Source organism: Mesorhizobium sp. M0293, from assembly GCF_040321735.1.
Classification (GTDB): Bacteria; Pseudomonadota; Alphaproteobacteria; order Rhizobiales; family Rhizobiaceae; genus Mesorhizobium.
Genome location: NZ_JAMYSA010000129.1, coordinates 1 through 15,441, shown reverse-complemented (window position 1 = coordinate 15,441; position 15,441 = coordinate 1). Strand labels below are relative to the sequence as shown.

Genomic DNA, 15,441 nt, shown 5'->3' with positions numbered 1-15,441 from the left:
CCTCTGCTGGCGCGCCGGGGGGCCTCGGATTTGTTAATAACACAAACAAACCACTCCAGCATTCCCCCACCCACAACACAAAAAGCCCCACGCGGGCCGCTCCCGCACGCGCCGCGCTTTCTGATCTTTCACAGCGTGGCATCTTCACGAAAATTCCAACACGCAATCCTGCCAAAGCGCCGTCCCATGCCGTTTACGCGAAACCGGCATGTTTTTGTACGACAGCGCGAAGAATTTTGTGGCTCAGAAGTAACGGCGACGCGTGCGGCTCTCGGTGAGTTCGCGGACCGCTTCGCGGAATTCGCGCAGGCTGGCGCGGATTTCCTCGATTGGCGCTTGCGGTTCGATGTCCTGCTCGGTCTGCCGCGCCTCCACGGATGGCTCGCGAGGCTGGGTCTCCTGCTGCGGCGAGGCGGGATGTTGCGGATAAAGCGCGGAACCAGGCTGAGGCGGATAGGGCAACTGCCTGGCATTGGGCGCCGACATGGACTGCGGATAGCCGGGCTGCTGCGTGTAGGCCAAAGGCTGCGCGTAGGGATAGAGTTGCGGGCCCGAATACGCTCGCGGCGGCACCGTGTGCGGGGGCTGAGGCGGCTGCGCCATCTGCGGGGCATAGGAAACAGGATTGCCGAACTGGAAGGGCGGCGGCGGGTAAGCCGCCGGGACCTGCTGCCGAGGCGCAAAGGCCGGTGCCGACTGGGGATAGGACGCCGGATCTTGCGTTGGCTTCCCGTTTTCAGCGGAGACCCACTCACCAGTATCGAAGGGCTCTTCCGGGGACGGCTTGCGGGACACGGCCTTGCGCAGCATCGACAGCAGCGCGCTGACCCTGCCGGGGCCTTCGTCCGGCGTGATCTCAGCCTGCTGGACAGGCGGTGGTGCTGCTGGCGGTGGCGGCGCAGGCGGAGATGCCGATGGTTGCGGAGCGGGTGGTTGCGGCGCAGGCGGGGGTGCTGCCCGATATGGCTTGTCCTCGTAAGGCGTCCGGCGTTGGTCCGCACCGCGGTCGCGGCGCGAGCGCGAATTGGCGGTGTCACGCAGGCTCTCATAGGCGCCACGCATGGCGCCGAGGCCAATGCCGGAGGCAAAGCCCAGCAACAGGCCGGCAAGCGCCACCACGACCCGCGACGGCCCGTTTGCCTCGAGCGGCGCGAAGGCCTTCGAGATCACGTTGATGTTGGCGGTGTTGATGTCCTTCTGCTCGCCGGTCTCCTTGGCACGCAGCAGGTACTGTTCGTAGACGGAACGCTTGGCGGTAGCCTCGCGCTCCAGTTCGCGCATCGACACCAGATCGCCGTTGACGTCGCCGCTGCGCACCTTAAGCTGGGCCAGGCGAGAGGCGAGATCCTGTTCGAGCTGGACCGCGCGCTTGAGGTCGACCTGCAGCGACGAGCCGATGCGACGCAACTCCGCGGCGATGCGGTCGCGTGCGCCGGCAAGCTGGGCATTGAGAGCCTGGAGTTCGGGGTGACGCGGGCCGAACCGGATGGCGGCGCGGTCAGCCTCCTGCTTGAGCGTCGCATATTGCGAACGCAGATCGCTCATCGTGTTGGAGTTGATCTCCTCCGGCAAGGTGCCGGTCAGAACCGAGTTGACGTCGACCGAACGCGCCGAAGCCGCCCGGGCATTCAGCTCCAGCGTGCGGGCGCGGGCAACCGATAGCTGCTCGTTGAGTTTCAGCATCTCATCGTCGCTGATGAGGTGGCCCTGCGCATCGACAAGGTCGTGCGAGGCCCTGAAATCCTCGACCTTGCGCTCGGCCGCCTCGACGCCCTTGCGCAGTTCGTCCAGTCTGGCCGTGAGTTCGTCGGTGGCGCGGCCTGCGGTATCGGACTGGATCTGGCCGAAAGTCTGCAGGAAGACATCCGTCATCGTATTGGCGATCAGAGCCGATTTCTCGCCATTCTGCGTGGTGGCGCTGACGGTGATGACGAAGGTCTTGCCGCCGCGCTCCACCGAAAGGCTCTCGGCCAAATTGCCGACAGCAAGCGCACGACGGCGGGCGTCGTCGACACCACCTGGCCCGTCATTGCGTGACAGGATGGAGCGGATGAGCGACATGACGCTGAGGCCGCCGCCTTGCCCATTGAATTCCGGGTCGTTGACGAGATTGAGCTTGTCGACGACCTTGTTGAGAACTGTGCCTGATGTCAGCACCCGGACCTGGTTTTCGACGATGGCCAGCGTTGCGTCGGAGGCAACGACCGACTGGGTGAGGTCGCGATCGGTGAGCTTCAGGTCGCGCGGATCGACTATCAGTTCGGTGGTGGCTTCGTATTTCTTCGGTGTCGACAGTGCGATGGATATGCCGAGCGCGGCACCCAGCATCGTTGTCGTCACGATCAGCAGCTTCGATTTTCCGACACCACGGACGACCTGCATCGGATCGATCAGCGGCTTCCATTGCTGGCTGTCGGCGCCGTCGTCGTAGGATGCCGGCGTGTCGCTTGAACGATAAGGTTCGGATGCACGATCGGGGCGATAGGCGCCTGCGGTTTCGGTAGACTGTGTCCGTGGCGTGGTTTGCGCACGGCTCACCGACGAGGCCGGCTCATAGCCAGCCTGATACCCGTCCGTTGCGGCCGGATCCGACAGCTTCGGGTTCGTCCGCGTTTCGCGCTGTGAACGGGCGAGACGATGGCGGGTGGCGGCATCCTCGCGCCATGACGGGTCTGCCCGGTCCCCGATCGAGACCAGGGACGCGTCGGGTTCGTCGCCGCGCACAGCCTGGCCAAGCGCCAGCAACGAGCGCTCGCGCTTCCAGTCTTCGCGGTTTTCCCTGTCGACCATCTCTGGAACTTTACCCTTGGAGGCCTGCGAATGGCGATTGGCCGTTCGTTAAGCCACGCTAAACAGGCATGGAAAACAAAAGGTTAATTTTCGCGCGCCGAAGCTGCGGTTTCTCTCTTCGGTTGCATCTATCTTCGACACAACCTTAAGCCCCAGAACGGCGCGTTAAGTTTTCCGCCCTAGACTCTGCTTGAGACATGACGCAGGCCAGTGACATACCGCAAAGGCGGCCCCTCGCCCGGATCGGCAGCCCTCATGCAACCAACGATCAGTATGTGATCGTCACCACCACCGTATCCGTATAGACGCCGGCCGAAGGGGTCGTCTGCGGCGGCACGCGGCCATAGACGGTCAGGTTCTGGACTGCTCCGCTGCCGGTTCCCGGCACAGTGCTTCCCGGTGTCCCGGCGTCTCCCCAAGGCTGTGTTCGCGCAGCGTCCTTGTAGAGCCCATAGGTGACGCTTTCGGCGCCTTTCGACATCTTGCGCGAGGTTGGCGGGGACCCTGTAGTGCCCCCATTCAAGGAGACAGTGTAGTTGGTGGCAGGCGTGCAGGTGACCGACACTTGTCCGGTCGAATCGACGTTTGCGCCGAGAATTCCGACAGCACCGAAATCGATGTTTTGAGTGGCGACCAGGCAGTTTGCCGCAACGGTGGCGGTCACGTTGAAACTTGGCCGCGAGATCGTGCCCGTTCCCGTGCCGCAGGAACTGGACGTGGTGTATCGGTACCGAAATTCGACATTGGAACCGGAGAAAGCCGACAGATAGCTTCCGGGAGGCGTCGTTGGTTGGCTGCCAAGGACCGCGCCATAGATGGGCGCAGATCCAGATCCGGTTCCGATTGCGTTCAACGTCAATGCAAATGCGGGCGCACGAGCCGGGAATGCCCAGGAATAGGTGCCCCAAACGACGCTGCGGGCCGAATCGGAATAAAGCTGATAATTGAGCACGTTCGATCCGCTGAGCATTTGGCGCGCGGCTGCCGTCGCACCGCCGCTGCCCGCGCCCAGATTTGGACAAATCAGGATGCGGGCCAACGGCGTGCCGCTGCAGGTGACGCTCATGGTCCCGGTTGAATTCGTTTGCGCGCCGGAAAGCGTATCGATGAAACCGAAACTCTGGTCCGACAGGCCAAAGCTGCAGCTTTGGGACCAGGCGGTGCCGGGCAGCAGCAACACGGCAGCGATGACGAAATTTCGCAAGCTAGGTAGTTTTACGAACACACTGCGTTCCTGATCACGACCTGCTGGCCGGTTGCTGGTTTGAAAGTGAATTCGGCGCGGCATGTGCTGCCGTCGGCCCGCTCGACGATGGCAATATTGTGAGGAGCCAGCCCACGAACGTAAGCTTGGCCGTCATAACCGATCACAAATTCCTCTGAAGCACCGTCCAGCTTGCCTTTCAGACCTGCCTCAAGTGCAGCACCGCTGCTGTCGACAAAGGTGACGAGTGCTGCTGCCGGTGTTTGCGACACTCCGAATTTCACGACCACACCGCTACGGTCGGCCGGAACGACCGTTTCCTTGGTGGCCGGAACATCGGCATCGACCGGCAGGTTCTTCGGATCGATCGAAATGGTACTGGCTTCGTAGGAATTGAGATCGGGCACAAGTATACGGCCACGACTATCCGTCTCGCCGACAGGTCTGTTCTGACGCTCAACCTCCACACCTGGCGTGCCCACATCGACGACGGCAAAGGCGTCATCGATGCGGTTCGTCGCAAATACACTGCCACCTGCCACTGCGATGGCGCCGTCCATCTGTGCCGTCGCGCGGACATCCTTGTCGTATTGTTGGACGCCTGCTTCGAAGCGCGCGAACGGAGCGCGGTAGCTGGCTGCCGCCGATCGATTGGGAACATCTCCCTCCGACGTCCGCGCGCGCCAGCCGATGCTGCCATTCTCGAGCCGCTCGGCCTTGGCGACGTCGGCGACGACGTTCATCCCATCAGGGCCTTGTTCGACCCCGGTGGAGGCGGTGATGCCGTCATCGAAGGCGACCGAGATACCGGCGAACACACCAAAACTCTTGCGGTCGTCAAGATCCGTGAACGCGGTCGCGTAGAGCGTGCTCCGCTTGAACACTTGCTGGCTGTAGGAGAGGCCGACGATTTGGCTGCGTTGACCAGCGGCGTCCTTGAGATGGGTATAGGAAAGATTGAGGCTCGACAGATCGAGCGGCATCGGCACCGACAACGTTGCCTGATCGATCGCGCGCGGAACGCCGGGACTGAAGATCGGAAGACCATCCGGTCCCGAGAATTCTGGTTCGGCCGTCACCGAGGCGATGTCCTCGTAGTCGTCAAACGCCCTTTGAACCCTGCCATAGAGCGACCACCCGCCGTAGCTGAGTTCCAGCGACACGTTCACCAGTGAGCCGGTGTTTCCGTCATGGTGGCTTCCGGCGACCGCGACCGAAGCGGCGCCATATGGTCCGAGCGGGACCGCGACACCCAAGCCGCCATTGAGAAGCTCTTGGCCGCCTTCGAAATGGCCTTCAAGGGTGAGCCAATTTGTGAGCCCGTAGCGGGCGGTGGCGACACCCATGACACGCTGGTCGTAGTCGTTGGATTCGACCCCGAAATTCCGCCTTGGCATTCCTGCCTCGGCCGAAAAATCGAGCAGGCCTTCTCGCAAGAGCATGCTGGATGCGTAGAACGGAAGCGTTGCCGTGGTTTCCCGTCCAAGACTGTCTCGCAGCACCACGCGTGCCTCTCCGGCGCCCGTGAACACCGGCAAATTAACGACCTGGAATGGCCCTGCCGCCACGTCGCCGGCGTAGGTGCGTACATTCTGGGTATAGACCTCCAGGGTCGAAGGCACGGCGGCGGTGCCTTCAAACGAGGGGAGCGGAAGGGTGACCAAATCCGAACGAAGAGAAAAGTTGCGCTGCGCCTGGATGCCGCCGAGATAGACAGGTCGGGTCCATGACAAGCCGCCGGAAACGAAATCGCCCGCTCTGTAGGTGACCAGGCGTTCGGGGTCCGAATAGCTCCAGGTGGTGTTCAGGCGGGTGAAGTCCTGCAGTTCCCCTTCAGAGTAGCCGGCAATGAATGACTGGGCCAGCGTTCCGTATGGGCTGAAGGCGCGTGCATCGAAGGCGCCGGAAACGCCCTGGAACAACTCGACGTTGTTGTCGAACAGCGTGTTCGAGCTTGCAAAGAGGGAATAGTTCAGGACGGCGCCGTAGCCCGATTGCGGCCTCAGCCGATCCTGCTTTTCGGCTGGGCCGACATCGATCGTACGGGCGGCTCGAGCGTCATTCGTCGTGGTGACGTAGAGCCGCTGCGCCGTCTCATCAACATGGAAGGAGACGGCCGGCAAGCGATCGACCCTGACGAGACCGTCGGCATCGATCGCTTCTTCACTTGATTTGAGGCCGACCTCTTGCAGTTCTGCCGGCGTGGCAGCGAGGCCGCCGTCGGGCAATTCCTTGAAGTTGCCGATCATCTTGGACGAAACGTCGTTGATGAACACTTCCAAATAGAGATCGCGCTCAGGAGGCTGACCCGAACCGGAAATGTCCTTTGCCGGTTCGTCCGGTATCTCTTGCGCCCTCACCTGCGACCACGAGCAAACTACAAGAACGGCTGCAACCGCGGCGCTAACGGCCCTGGACGGCAACTTTGGCATCGAATGGTCCAAAATCGCTCTGCGCTTTCAGCGTCACAGAGCTTCCGGACAGCGATTTGCCGCTGCCGATCGGCCATTGCATTGATGCCCCACCCAAAACGTAGCCGACGAGTCCGTTCCGGCTCCCCAGTTTCTTGCCTCCCTGATTCAAAGTGATGTTCGACAGTCTCAGTCGACTATCGCCATTGTTGCGCGCCTTAAGCATGAGCCCACCGCCAGCGCGGGAAAGGCTGAAGGATACGTTCGGCGTCGAAGCGTCTGGACTGCGGAAGAAGACCGGGATCGAATACCGCAGGACCAGAGTTACCGTCCCAGCCTGTCGGCGCGACGGGTCCGGCAGCTCGTCGACGACAACGCGATAACTTTCCTCGGTTCGAACCGGCGCCTTGCCGACCCGCAGGACCCGAACCACGTAGTCGGCGTCAGGGCCGAGTTTGGTCGATGGCGGGCTGGCCACCACGTCCGACGTCGGCTCCAGCCGTTCAACGCCCTCGACCTGCGTCCATCTGAAGACGCGGACTTGTACGTTGATCGGCCGCTTCGCGTCATTTTGAAGGTTGAGAACCGCCGCACTGTCTGGTGCAATCAGTTCGAGACTGGTCGGAGCCACTCTTAGCGAGGCGGCTTGTGAAAATCCGGCACACAGCAGAACAAGGGCCACTGCGCCAATGCTTGAAAGCATGGTTCGCATGTCGTTCTCGCTTTGCTGTTGTCAGTAGGTAACGGTGATCGCGACGGTGTCGGTATAAACGCCGGCTGCCGGTGTGGCCTGCGGCGGCACCCGTCCGTAAACAGTCAGGTTCTGGACACTACCGTTGCCGGTTCCCGTGACTGTGTCTGTGCCGACAGTGATACCCCAGTTTTGTGTGCGGGCAGCGTCCCGGTAAAGCGCGTAACTGATTGTCGCCGCCGCTGGGCCGGTCATTTTGCGGGCTGTAACAGTTGCGCCGGCACCGCCACCGGCACTCAAGCCAACATTGTATGTTTGCCCGCTCGTGCATTGCACGCCTATCGTGCTGGTCAGATCGACATTTGCATCGATGACGCCCCTGGTGCCGAAATCCAGATCGCTGGCGGTCTGAACTTTGCATTCGGCCTGGATCGTGATGCGAACCGTCATGTTGCCGGTCGCGGTCGCCGCGAACGCCGGACCAGACAGCATGATCGCAGCAAGTGCCGCAATACTCGATGCGAGAGATCTCTTAAGCATGCACGGTTCCCTTCTTCAGAGTGCCCTTAACGCATGCCATTACGCCCCTTTCACCTGTCGCGGGTGCCCCCCACGTGATGACCAAGCGTTGGTCAAAGCATATCGGAAAGGTTGTTCAATACAACCGCCTATTGAAACCCTGCCTTTTTGACCTCCTTAGCGTTAGCAATACCTAAATTACTAATAGTGAACCTTTCAAAGCAGAAATTAGGAACTTGATTCCGCGCCGCTGAAGGGCGGGACAATGCGTGGTCACTGGTACCCGCGCGCGCCGAGGCTGGGAGATCGCGCTTTGGACCCTCGACCGGAAGTACGAAGAGAAACGCCACGGATAATCTTCACCGACGGTCGATCAAGTTCGAAACCGATTTTGCCGGATTAGCAGGCGCGGATAGAACGGCAAAAAGCCCGCCGCTTGCCACGCTGAGAATCGGTTCTCTCTCTGCCAACCTCTATTTTCAACACAACCTTAAGCCCCAGAACGGCGCGTTAAGTTTTCCGCCCTAGGCTCTGCTTGAGACATGACGCAGGCCAGTGACATACCGCAAAGGCGGCCCCTCGCCCGGATCGGCAGCTTTTTGGCCGAACGACGGGGGCTGCTTCGCGACTATTTCTCGGCGATCAGCGGCGCCGGCGGGCGGCTGGTATTTTCACTCGCCTATTTCATCGCGCTGGCCAACACGCTGTCCATTTCCGAGTTCGGCATGTTCGCCACCGCATCGGCGGCCGGCGTCATGCTGTCGCGCATCCTCGCCTTCGGTTTCATCTCGGCTCTCTACCGCACGGCCACCATTCGCCCCAATCTGATCGGCACCTTCACCGCCGGCTTCCTGCTGCTCGGCGTGCTGTCGCTGCCGCTGCTGGCCGCGGCCTCGTTCGGCGTCTATCTGATTTTCTTCGCCGGCACCGTGCCGCTGGCGGTGTTTGCGGCAATCGTCTTTGCCGAAGCGCTGCTGTGGCGGCCGGTGGAGGTGGCGCTGATCGTCAACAACGGTCTGGGCAAATTCGGCCGCGCCGCGCTGCTGGCCATCCTGACGACGGCGCTGCGGGCGCTTGGCGCGGTGCTGTTCATGTTCGGGGCGCAACACAGCGTCTGGATATGGTCGTGGTTTTATATCGGCGCCAATGCCGCCTCCCTGATACTGGCGTTCGGCTGGTTCTATCCGCGACAGCGGCTGCGGCTGCGCATCGAGCTGTATTTGAGGCGATTGGCCGATTCCATCTATGTGGCCGGCGCCGAAGTGCTGTTCTACCTGCAGATGGAATTCGACAAGCTGCTGGTCCTGGCGATCGGCGGACCGCATCTGGCCGGTATCTACGCCATCATCATGCGGCTGGTCGACCTGACGGCCATTCCGATCCGAACCTTCTCCATGATGCTGGTGCAGCGCATGATGCGCGCGCCGGAACTTTTGTCACGGCTGGCGGTCAAGAGCGGCATCGAAGGCGGTGTGTTCGCGGTCTCGACGGCGGCGCTGCTGGCGCTTGGCATCGTGCTGCATTTCTTCCCCAATGCGCTTGGCAAGAATGTCGCCGAGGCCGCGCCGCTGGTGGTGCTGGCGATCTGCGTGCCGGGGTTGCGCAATCTGGTCGAATACCAGGCCGAGCTTTTGTTTGCACGCGGCCAGACCTTGGTGCGGGCGCTCAATCTCGGCCTGCTTGCCGCGCTGAAGGCGCTGTTGCTGACCTATGTGCTGACGACCATCCTCGACACGCCGAACCTCGTGCTGTCGCTCAACGTCGTCTTCCTGCTTCTGTATCTCGCCTCGGCGCTGCTCACCTATTCGGCGATGCGCAAGCCGGCCAAACCCGTCTAATTCAAGCCAATCAGACGGCGGATGCGGCCGATATCGGTGCCGATAAAGGACTGCATGCCGATCGCCACCTGCTCCGGCGCCATGACGGCAACGAAGCGGCGGAACTCGTCGTCCGAAAGCGCCTCGCCGGTCCAGTGCACACGGCAGAATTCTTCCGAACCGTGGAAATGGCCGGCGCCCTCCAGCAGATCGTCGACGTAGCGGCCGTAGATCATGCATTCGGAGAATTTGCGCGCCGAGCCGACAACCTCGACCCAGTTTCGGCCATGGACCTTCTCGATCTCGCCGCACATGGCCAGCACGGTGTCGCGCCGCCAGGCGATCAGTGTCGAGATATAGTCGTGGTTCGATATCCGGGAGGGGTCGAGGCCGAGCGCCGCACCCGCGTTGCGCGACCAGATGCGATGCTCTTCATGACCTTCGTGCGCCAGCACGCCGTCACGGCGGAACAGCCGCGCCTTGCCGTTGCGCCAGAAAATGCTGCAGTCGAAAGATTTCAGGAAAGCGACGTCGGAATCGCAGAAGATCAGCACATCTTCGGATGCGTGCGCTGATATCGCGATGCGTCGCAGCTGCTGCACGTGCCAGCCACGCAGCGGCTGGGTCTTCAGGCTAAGCCAGACGCGCCGGCGAAACAGGCTGAGCGGGTCGTCGAAGGCATGCAGCCAGCGCGGCAGCAATGCCCGCTCGTCGACGATGGTACGCCGGCTGGTCTCCATCTGACGGAAAAGCTTGATATCACGATGTTCGACCAGGATGTAGTGGTGCGCCGCGCCGGAAGCGTGGCGATCGAGTGTCTCGCACAACAGGCGGCAGCGCTCGAAATCGGGCGCGTAGCTTGCCGTCACGATTGCCGCCGTCGGCATCCGCCGAAGCGGGCTTGGCTCGACGGTGGCACTGGGAACGAACCTGCTGTTCACTTGATGTCTCCCGCAGCTTCGGGTGCATGCGAGAATCTCTGCCTGACGACGCGCAGCAGGAACAGGGGATTTCCGACCACATAGCGGCGCCACAGGCGGCCCGGTTCGACAGCCAACCGGAACAGCCATTCGAGCCGCATCCGGCGCATCCACAAGGGCGCGCGGGGTACCGAGCCGCTCAGGAAATCGAGCAACGCGCCGACGGCGATCGGCAGCGTGCAGTGGCGTGCGTCGATGTGGCGTTCGATCCACAATTCCTGGCGCGGCACACCCATGGCGACGAGCAGCACGTCAGGCCGCAATTCTTCGATCCGATCGACGATTTCCGTCTGCTGGGCAGCCGAGAAATAGCCGTCATGGATGACCACGAACCGGTGCTGCACGGCCAGTGCCGCAAGCTTGATCGACGCCGCTTCGGCATTGACGCGCGTCGCGCCGAGAAGCCCTACGGTCAGCGGCGTCGTCGAGGCCTGCAGGAAGGCGGGGACGAAATCGGTGCCGTTGAGATTGTCCGGAAATGGCGCCCCATAGAGAAGTCTCGCCGCCAGATCGACACCGATGCCGTCGGGCAGGATGAGGAAATCGTCGAGCGCTTCGGCAAAGACCGGGTCGGTATAGGCAATGTTGGCATTGTGGGCGTTGAGGAAACTGACCTTGGTGAAACGCCGCTCGGCGATCAAGCGGTTCAGCAGGACGATGGCATCGTTCCAGCGGATCGCAACCACCGAGATGCCGAGGATCGTCTTCAGCGTGTCGAGCCCGAACGCGGCGCGGGCGGAATGCATGTTCATGCAAACGCCTCCTGCCTGACGGACCCTAGCTTTTCGAGGCCGAGCCGGATAGCAGCGTCGAGCGCCTTGACCTGCGAACGCCGGAATGCGCTGCCGTCAACATCGCGGATATCGGCCGCCGCGGCCTCGAGAGCCCTGGCGAAGGCAGCGGGATCGTCGGTGACGACGCAATTGGACGGGCGATGGTCGATGCCGCGCAGCGAGCGGCTGGTGGCGACGGACGGCAGGCCGAGCTCGAAGGTTTCGATGGTCTTCAACTGGACGCCGCTGCCGGCGGTGCTGATCAACGGGATGACGGCGGCACTGCGCACGAACGCCTGCGCGTCAGGCACGCGGCCGACAAATTCGACGCCGGGATGCTTCGACGTGACGCCTGAAGGCATGCTGCCGGCGACGCGGATGCGGAACCCGGCCCGCAGATGCGGTACGACCTTCTCCAGGAACCAGTCGAGGCCGATGCGGTTCGGCTGCCAGGTCCAGGTGCCGATCAGCGCCGCGTCGCAGTCGATGCGGCGCGGGCCTTTCGGAGTTGGCGCCTGAGCACCGGTCACCAGAGGCAGCACCGCTGAGCGGTCGTCGGAGGCGACACCGAGTGCCGCACGGTCTTCCTCGGCTAGCGTGAAGACGAAGCGCGCCTGGCGGCAGAGACGCTCTTCCACGGTCTTGAGCAACCTCGCCTCGCGGCGAAACAGCAGGCGCTGGAAGAGGCTGCCGGCGGCAACAGCGTTCTCTTGCGCCGAAAGATGCTCGACATTGTGGGCGACGAAGATCGAAGGCCGCTCAGTGAACAGCTTTTCAAAAGCGCCGGCGAACTGCACGGAATTCAAGACATAACCGTCGACCGGACCGACGCTCTCAATGGCGGCGAGAACATCGCTGTCGGACACGGCGCGCAACTTGACCGACGCGAAGGTGAGACCCGAAAGCAGCGCCTTGCCGACCCAGGCCAGCTTTTGCCGTGCGGAGGCATTGTCCGTACGCACGTCGATCGCACCCAGCACCACGGTGTTTTCGGGATCGGCCGCGGGTTTTCCGGGCCAGGTGAATCCAATGACGGTCACGCGCGCGCCAGCGCGCCGCAAGGCGGCGATGATCGCAGCGTTGGCGATCTCGTAGCCCGAGGCAAGTGCGCCGTCGGGCACGATCGATGTGGCGAACAGCAGATGCATCTCACCTATCCTGTGGTGTAGCCGGTAGCAAAGTGCGGTGAACCCTTGATTAAGCCAGCACATTCGACGACCGAAAGCCGCTGCCTGGCGGGCTTCTCCGTGCAAGGTGATTAACGAAACCTTATCACCGTGGGTGCTACCAGAGCCCAACTCACCATGTGGCTGGACACGGATGATCCCTTTGCCATCGGACGGTTCGGTATCGATCGCTGGACGCTCGCCCCGGCTTGACGTCGAGGCTATCGAAGCGGTCGTAACCTTGCCGACCTTCAAGCGGCCCGAGCAGGTGCTGGAGACGCTGGCGTCGCTGCGCGTACAGCAAACCGGCAGGCGCTTTGCCGTCATCGTCATGGAAAACGAAGCCGAGGCGCGGGCCGGCGCCAGGGCGGCGCTGCCGTTGTTCGAGCGCGGCGAGATGTCGGGCCTGGTCATCATCGCGCATGAGCGCGGTAATTGCAGCGCCTACAATGCCGGCTGGCAGACGGCGATCCTGCAATTCCCGAACTTCAGGCATCTGCTGGTCATCGACGACGACGAGATCGCCGATCCGCAATGGCTGGAACGGATGTGCGGGGCGGCCGAGAAGCTCGGCGCCGATATCGTCGGCGGCCCGCAGGTGCCCGTGTTTGCCAATCCCGCCCATGCGGGATGGGCCGAGCATCCGGTGTTCGCGCCGCCCTATCGAGAAACCGGGCGCGTGCCTGCGCTCTATTCGTCCGGCAATCTTCTGGTTGGGCGTAACGTGCTGATTGCCATGGGGCCGCCCTTTCTCGACCTCAAATTCAACTTCATGGGCGGCGGCGATTCCGACTTCCTGAGCCGGGCGGCGCAGCGCGGCTTCGTGCTTGGCTGGTGCACTGAAGCGAAGGTGCAAGAAACCGTTCCGGCCCGGCGTATCGAAGCCGACTGGATCCGTGCCCGCAGCCTGCGCAACGGCGTGATCTCGACATTGGTCGAAAAGAAGAAACGCGCCGGCACGCCACTCGCCGGCGCCAAGGTGTTGCTGAAGAGCCTGGCGCTGCTTGCCGCCTCGCCGTTTCGCGGCCTGATCCGGCTGGCGCGGACCGGATCGCCTGATATCGCCATCTACCCCGTCCATGTGGCGCTGGGCCGCGTGCTGGCCGAATTCGGATATGCCAATGAGCAATACCGCCAGCCTGAGAAAAACTGAGCGTCTCCCGCTCAGCGCCACGTTCACGCGCGAAGGCGTGGCGACCGCCATTGCCGCGCTGCTGTTCACCGTCATCATGGTGTCCTTCCGGCCGTTCCAGCCGGCCGGCGCCGAACTCACCAGTCAAGGCGGCGACATCGTCAACCAGCTTGGCTTCAGTTCGCTTGGAGCCATATCGATCTTCTCGCTGATGGCCTTTGCCGATCCGCGCATGGTGCGCTCGCTGCTCAGCCCGTCCTGGATGCTGATGCTGGGCTTCTTTTTCCTGTCGGTGATCCTGGCGACCGATCCGCCCTCGGCGATGCGCGCCGCTTCCTTCACCCTGATCGGCATCCTGACGATGGCGACGATCCTGGTGCTGCCGCGCGACGCCGAAGCCTTCTCCAAGGTCATCATCTTCACCGCCGTCGTGGTCATGGGCCTGTCCTATCTCGGCCTCATCGTCTTTCCGCACGAGGCGATGCACACCGCTGACTCACAGGAGCCCGAACATGCCGGCCTGTGGCGCGGCGTGTTCACCCATAAGAACATCGCCGGCCCGATCATGGCCTGCCTCAGCTTCGCCGGCCTGTATCTCTACCGGCGCGGGCAGCGGTACTGGGGCGCAGGGATATTCTTCGCGGCGATGATCTTCATGCTGCACACCGGCTCCAAGACCACCGCCGGGCTGGTGCCGTTCTCGATCCTGATCGTCATGCTGCCGAGCCTGATGGGCATGCGGCTCGGCACACCGATCCTGTTTGCGCTGGCGATCATCGCCACGGCGGTCGGCACGCTGGGCATCGTCTTCCTGCCGCCGGTGAAACATCTGGCGGCGATCTATTTCCCCGACATGACCTATACCGGCCGCACGACGCTTTGGGAGTTCGCCGGCAGCATGCTGGCGAAGAAGCCATGGACCGGCTACGGCTATGAAAGCTTCTGGGGCACGCCGCTCTTGCTCAACCAGGACCAGCCTTTCGACCGGCCATGGGACATCAGAACCATCGTGCACGGCCATGACGGCTATCTCGACATCGCCGTTCTGATGGGCATTCCGGCACTTTGCGTGGCGGTCTACACCTTCCTCATCGCGCCGCTGCGCGACTACATGCGCATTCCGCTGCGCAGGGAAAACATCTTTCTCGGTGACTTCTTCATGATGGTGGTGCTGTTCACAGCGCTGAATGCTTCCCTCGAAAGCTTCTTCTTCCATCGTGGCGACCCGGTCTGGCTGTTCTTCGTGCTCGGCGTGCTTGGCCTCAGGCAAGTTTCGCTGCGGCCGATGGCAGTGCGTGATCCCGATCGCGGCGCACGATCTTCCCGTTCCTCCTGACGGGGGCTTCCCCAGGGAAGCGCCAGCGTCTATGTGAAGGCCTTCCTTCGGAGGGCTTTCGATGACGATCAGGCTTGTTCTCGCCGGCTGCGGCAATATGGGTTACGCCATGCTCTCGGGCTGGCTGAAATCCGGCAAGCTTGCGCCGTCGGCGGTTTTCGTGGTCGAGCCCAATGCCGACCTGCGCAATCGCGCGGCAACGCTGGGCTGCGCGACATCAGCCGATGCCGATGGCATTCCGGCCGATGCCGTGCCCGATCTCGTCGTCATCGCGGTGAAGCCGCAGGTGATCCGCGACGTCACCGCGGCCTACAAGCGCTTCGGCGATGGCCGCACCACCTTCGTCAGCATCGCCGCCGGCACGCCTGCCGCCACCTTCGAGGACATCCTGGGCAGCCGCGCGCCGATCGTGCGCTGCATGCCCAACACGCCGGCAGCAATCGGCAAGGGTATGATGGTGGTGTTTTCCAACAGGCTGGTTTCCGACGACACCAAGCGTTTCGTCGCCGCCCACGGCGCGGGGCGCCGGCGGGTGGGGCCCCACCAGGAAGCGCGCCGGGAGGAGGCGGGGGGGGGGGGGGGCGGGGGGGGGGCCCGGGGTGAGGCGGCGGGGGGGCGGGGG

Annotated in this window: 12 protein-coding genes; 4 read left to right on the top strand and 8 right to left on the bottom strand. The window is 62.8% G+C overall.

The window, feature by feature from the left end:
* Positions 1-243 precede the first annotated feature (243 nt).
* The 5 genes from NKJ06_RS30280 to NKJ06_RS30260 form a co-directional block, all read right to left on the bottom strand.
* Positions 244-2,790, bottom strand: a complete 2,547-nt coding sequence (locus NKJ06_RS30280; RefSeq protein WP_352811724.1) for a GumC family protein — start codon at positions 2,788-2,790, stop codon at positions 244-246.
* 268 nt (positions 2,791-3,058) lie between these two features.
* Positions 3,059-4,015, bottom strand: coding sequence for a Csu type fimbrial protein (locus NKJ06_RS30275; protein ID WP_352811722.1), 957 nt, complete (start codon positions 4,013-4,015; stop codon positions 3,059-3,061).
* The gene (locus tag NKJ06_RS30270; RefSeq protein WP_352811721.1) at positions 4,006-6,426 is read right to left on the bottom strand and encodes a fimbria/pilus outer membrane usher protein; all 2,421 of its coding nucleotides are present in this window, start codon (positions 6,424-6,426) and stop codon (positions 4,006-4,008) included. Before NKJ06_RS30270 ends, NKJ06_RS30275 begins: the two co-directional genes overlap by 10 nt.
* On the bottom strand, positions 6,398-7,117 hold the full coding sequence (locus NKJ06_RS30265) for a fimbrial biogenesis chaperone (protein WP_352811720.1): 720 nt from the start codon (positions 7,115-7,117) through the stop codon (positions 6,398-6,400). Before NKJ06_RS30265 ends, NKJ06_RS30270 begins: the two co-directional genes overlap by 29 nt.
* A gap of 21 nt (positions 7,118-7,138) precedes the next feature.
* Complete coding sequence (locus tag NKJ06_RS30260) at positions 7,139-7,636, bottom strand: Csu type fimbrial protein (protein WP_352811719.1); 498 nt, start codon at positions 7,634-7,636, stop codon at positions 7,139-7,141.
* Between the two features lie 521 nt (positions 7,637-8,157).
* Here NKJ06_RS30260 and NKJ06_RS30255 point away from each other — a divergent pair.
* Entirely contained in the window at positions 8,158-9,453 is a 1,296-nt protein-coding gene (locus NKJ06_RS30255; RefSeq protein ID WP_352811717.1) for a lipopolysaccharide biosynthesis protein, read from the top strand.
* Here the strand turns inward: NKJ06_RS30255 and NKJ06_RS30250 are convergent.
* From NKJ06_RS30250 to NKJ06_RS30240, 3 genes are read right to left on the bottom strand one after another with little or no spacing between them, the layout of a single operon-like run.
* Positions 9,450-10,373 (bottom strand): DUF6492 family protein, encoded by a 924-nt coding sequence (locus tag NKJ06_RS30250; protein ID WP_352811716.1) that lies wholly within the window; start codon positions 10,371-10,373, stop codon positions 9,450-9,452. The genes NKJ06_RS30255 and NKJ06_RS30250 overlap by 4 nt on opposite strands.
* Positions 10,370-11,164 carry a WecB/TagA/CpsF family glycosyltransferase gene (locus tag NKJ06_RS30245; RefSeq protein ID WP_352811714.1) on the bottom strand — a complete coding sequence of 265 codons (795 nt, stop codon included), beginning with the start codon at positions 11,162-11,164 and terminating at the stop codon, positions 10,370-10,372. Before NKJ06_RS30245 ends, NKJ06_RS30250 begins: the two co-directional genes overlap by 4 nt.
* Positions 11,161-12,333 (bottom strand): glycosyltransferase family 4 protein, encoded by a 1,173-nt coding sequence (locus tag NKJ06_RS30240; protein WP_352811712.1) that lies wholly within the window; start codon positions 12,331-12,333, stop codon positions 11,161-11,163. The genes NKJ06_RS30245 and NKJ06_RS30240 overlap by 4 nt, the downstream gene beginning before the upstream one ends.
* A gap of 172 nt (positions 12,334-12,505) precedes the next feature.
* On the opposite strand from NKJ06_RS30240, the gene NKJ06_RS30235 reads away from it, so the two are divergent.
* The 3 genes from NKJ06_RS30235 to NKJ06_RS30225 all read left to right on the top strand — a co-directional run.
* Positions 12,506-13,504 (top strand): glycosyltransferase family 2 protein, encoded by a 999-nt coding sequence (locus NKJ06_RS30235; protein ID WP_352811711.1) that lies wholly within the window; start codon positions 12,506-12,508, stop codon positions 13,502-13,504.
* Positions 13,473-14,819 (top strand): O-antigen ligase family protein, encoded by a 1,347-nt coding sequence (locus tag NKJ06_RS30230; protein WP_352811709.1) that lies wholly within the window; start codon positions 13,473-13,475, stop codon positions 14,817-14,819. Before NKJ06_RS30235 ends, NKJ06_RS30230 begins: the two co-directional genes overlap by 32 nt.
* Before the next feature lie 61 nt (positions 14,820-14,880).
* On the top strand, positions 14,881-15,441 hold a 561-nt coding region (locus NKJ06_RS30225; RefSeq protein ID WP_352811707.1), incomplete at its 3' end, for an NAD(P)-binding domain-containing protein.

Bases quoted from the DNA above. Each gene is read 5' to 3' on its own strand.
- NKJ06_RS30260 (WP_352811719.1), bottom strand. From the start codon at position 7,636: ATGCTTAAGAGATCTCTCGCATCGAGTATTGCGGCACTTGCTGCGATC.
- NKJ06_RS30240 (WP_352811712.1), bottom strand. From the start codon at position 12,333: ATGCATCTGCTGTTCGCCACATCGATCGTGCCCGACGGCGCACTTGCC.
- NKJ06_RS30255 (WP_352811717.1), top strand. From the start codon at position 8,158: ATGACGCAGGCCAGTGACATACCGCAAAGGCGGCCCCTCGCCCGGATC.
- NKJ06_RS30230 (WP_352811709.1), top strand. From the start codon at position 13,473: ATGAGCAATACCGCCAGCCTGAGAAAAACTGAGCGTCTCCCGCTCAGC.
- NKJ06_RS30245 (WP_352811714.1), bottom strand. From the start codon at position 11,164: ATGAACATGCATTCCGCCCGCGCCGCGTTCGGGCTCGACACGCTGAAG.
- NKJ06_RS30265 (WP_352811720.1), bottom strand. From the start codon at position 7,117: ATGCGAACCATGCTTTCAAGCATTGGCGCAGTGGCCCTTGTTCTGCTG.
- NKJ06_RS30270 (WP_352811721.1), bottom strand. From the start codon at position 6,426: ATGCCAAAGTTGCCGTCCAGGGCCGTTAGCGCCGCGGTTGCAGCCGTT.
- NKJ06_RS30280 (WP_352811724.1), bottom strand. From the start codon at position 2,790: ATGGTCGACAGGGAAAACCGCGAAGACTGGAAGCGCGAGCGCTCGTTG.
- NKJ06_RS30235 (WP_352811711.1), top strand. From the start codon at position 12,506: ATGATCCCTTTGCCATCGGACGGTTCGGTATCGATCGCTGGACGCTCG.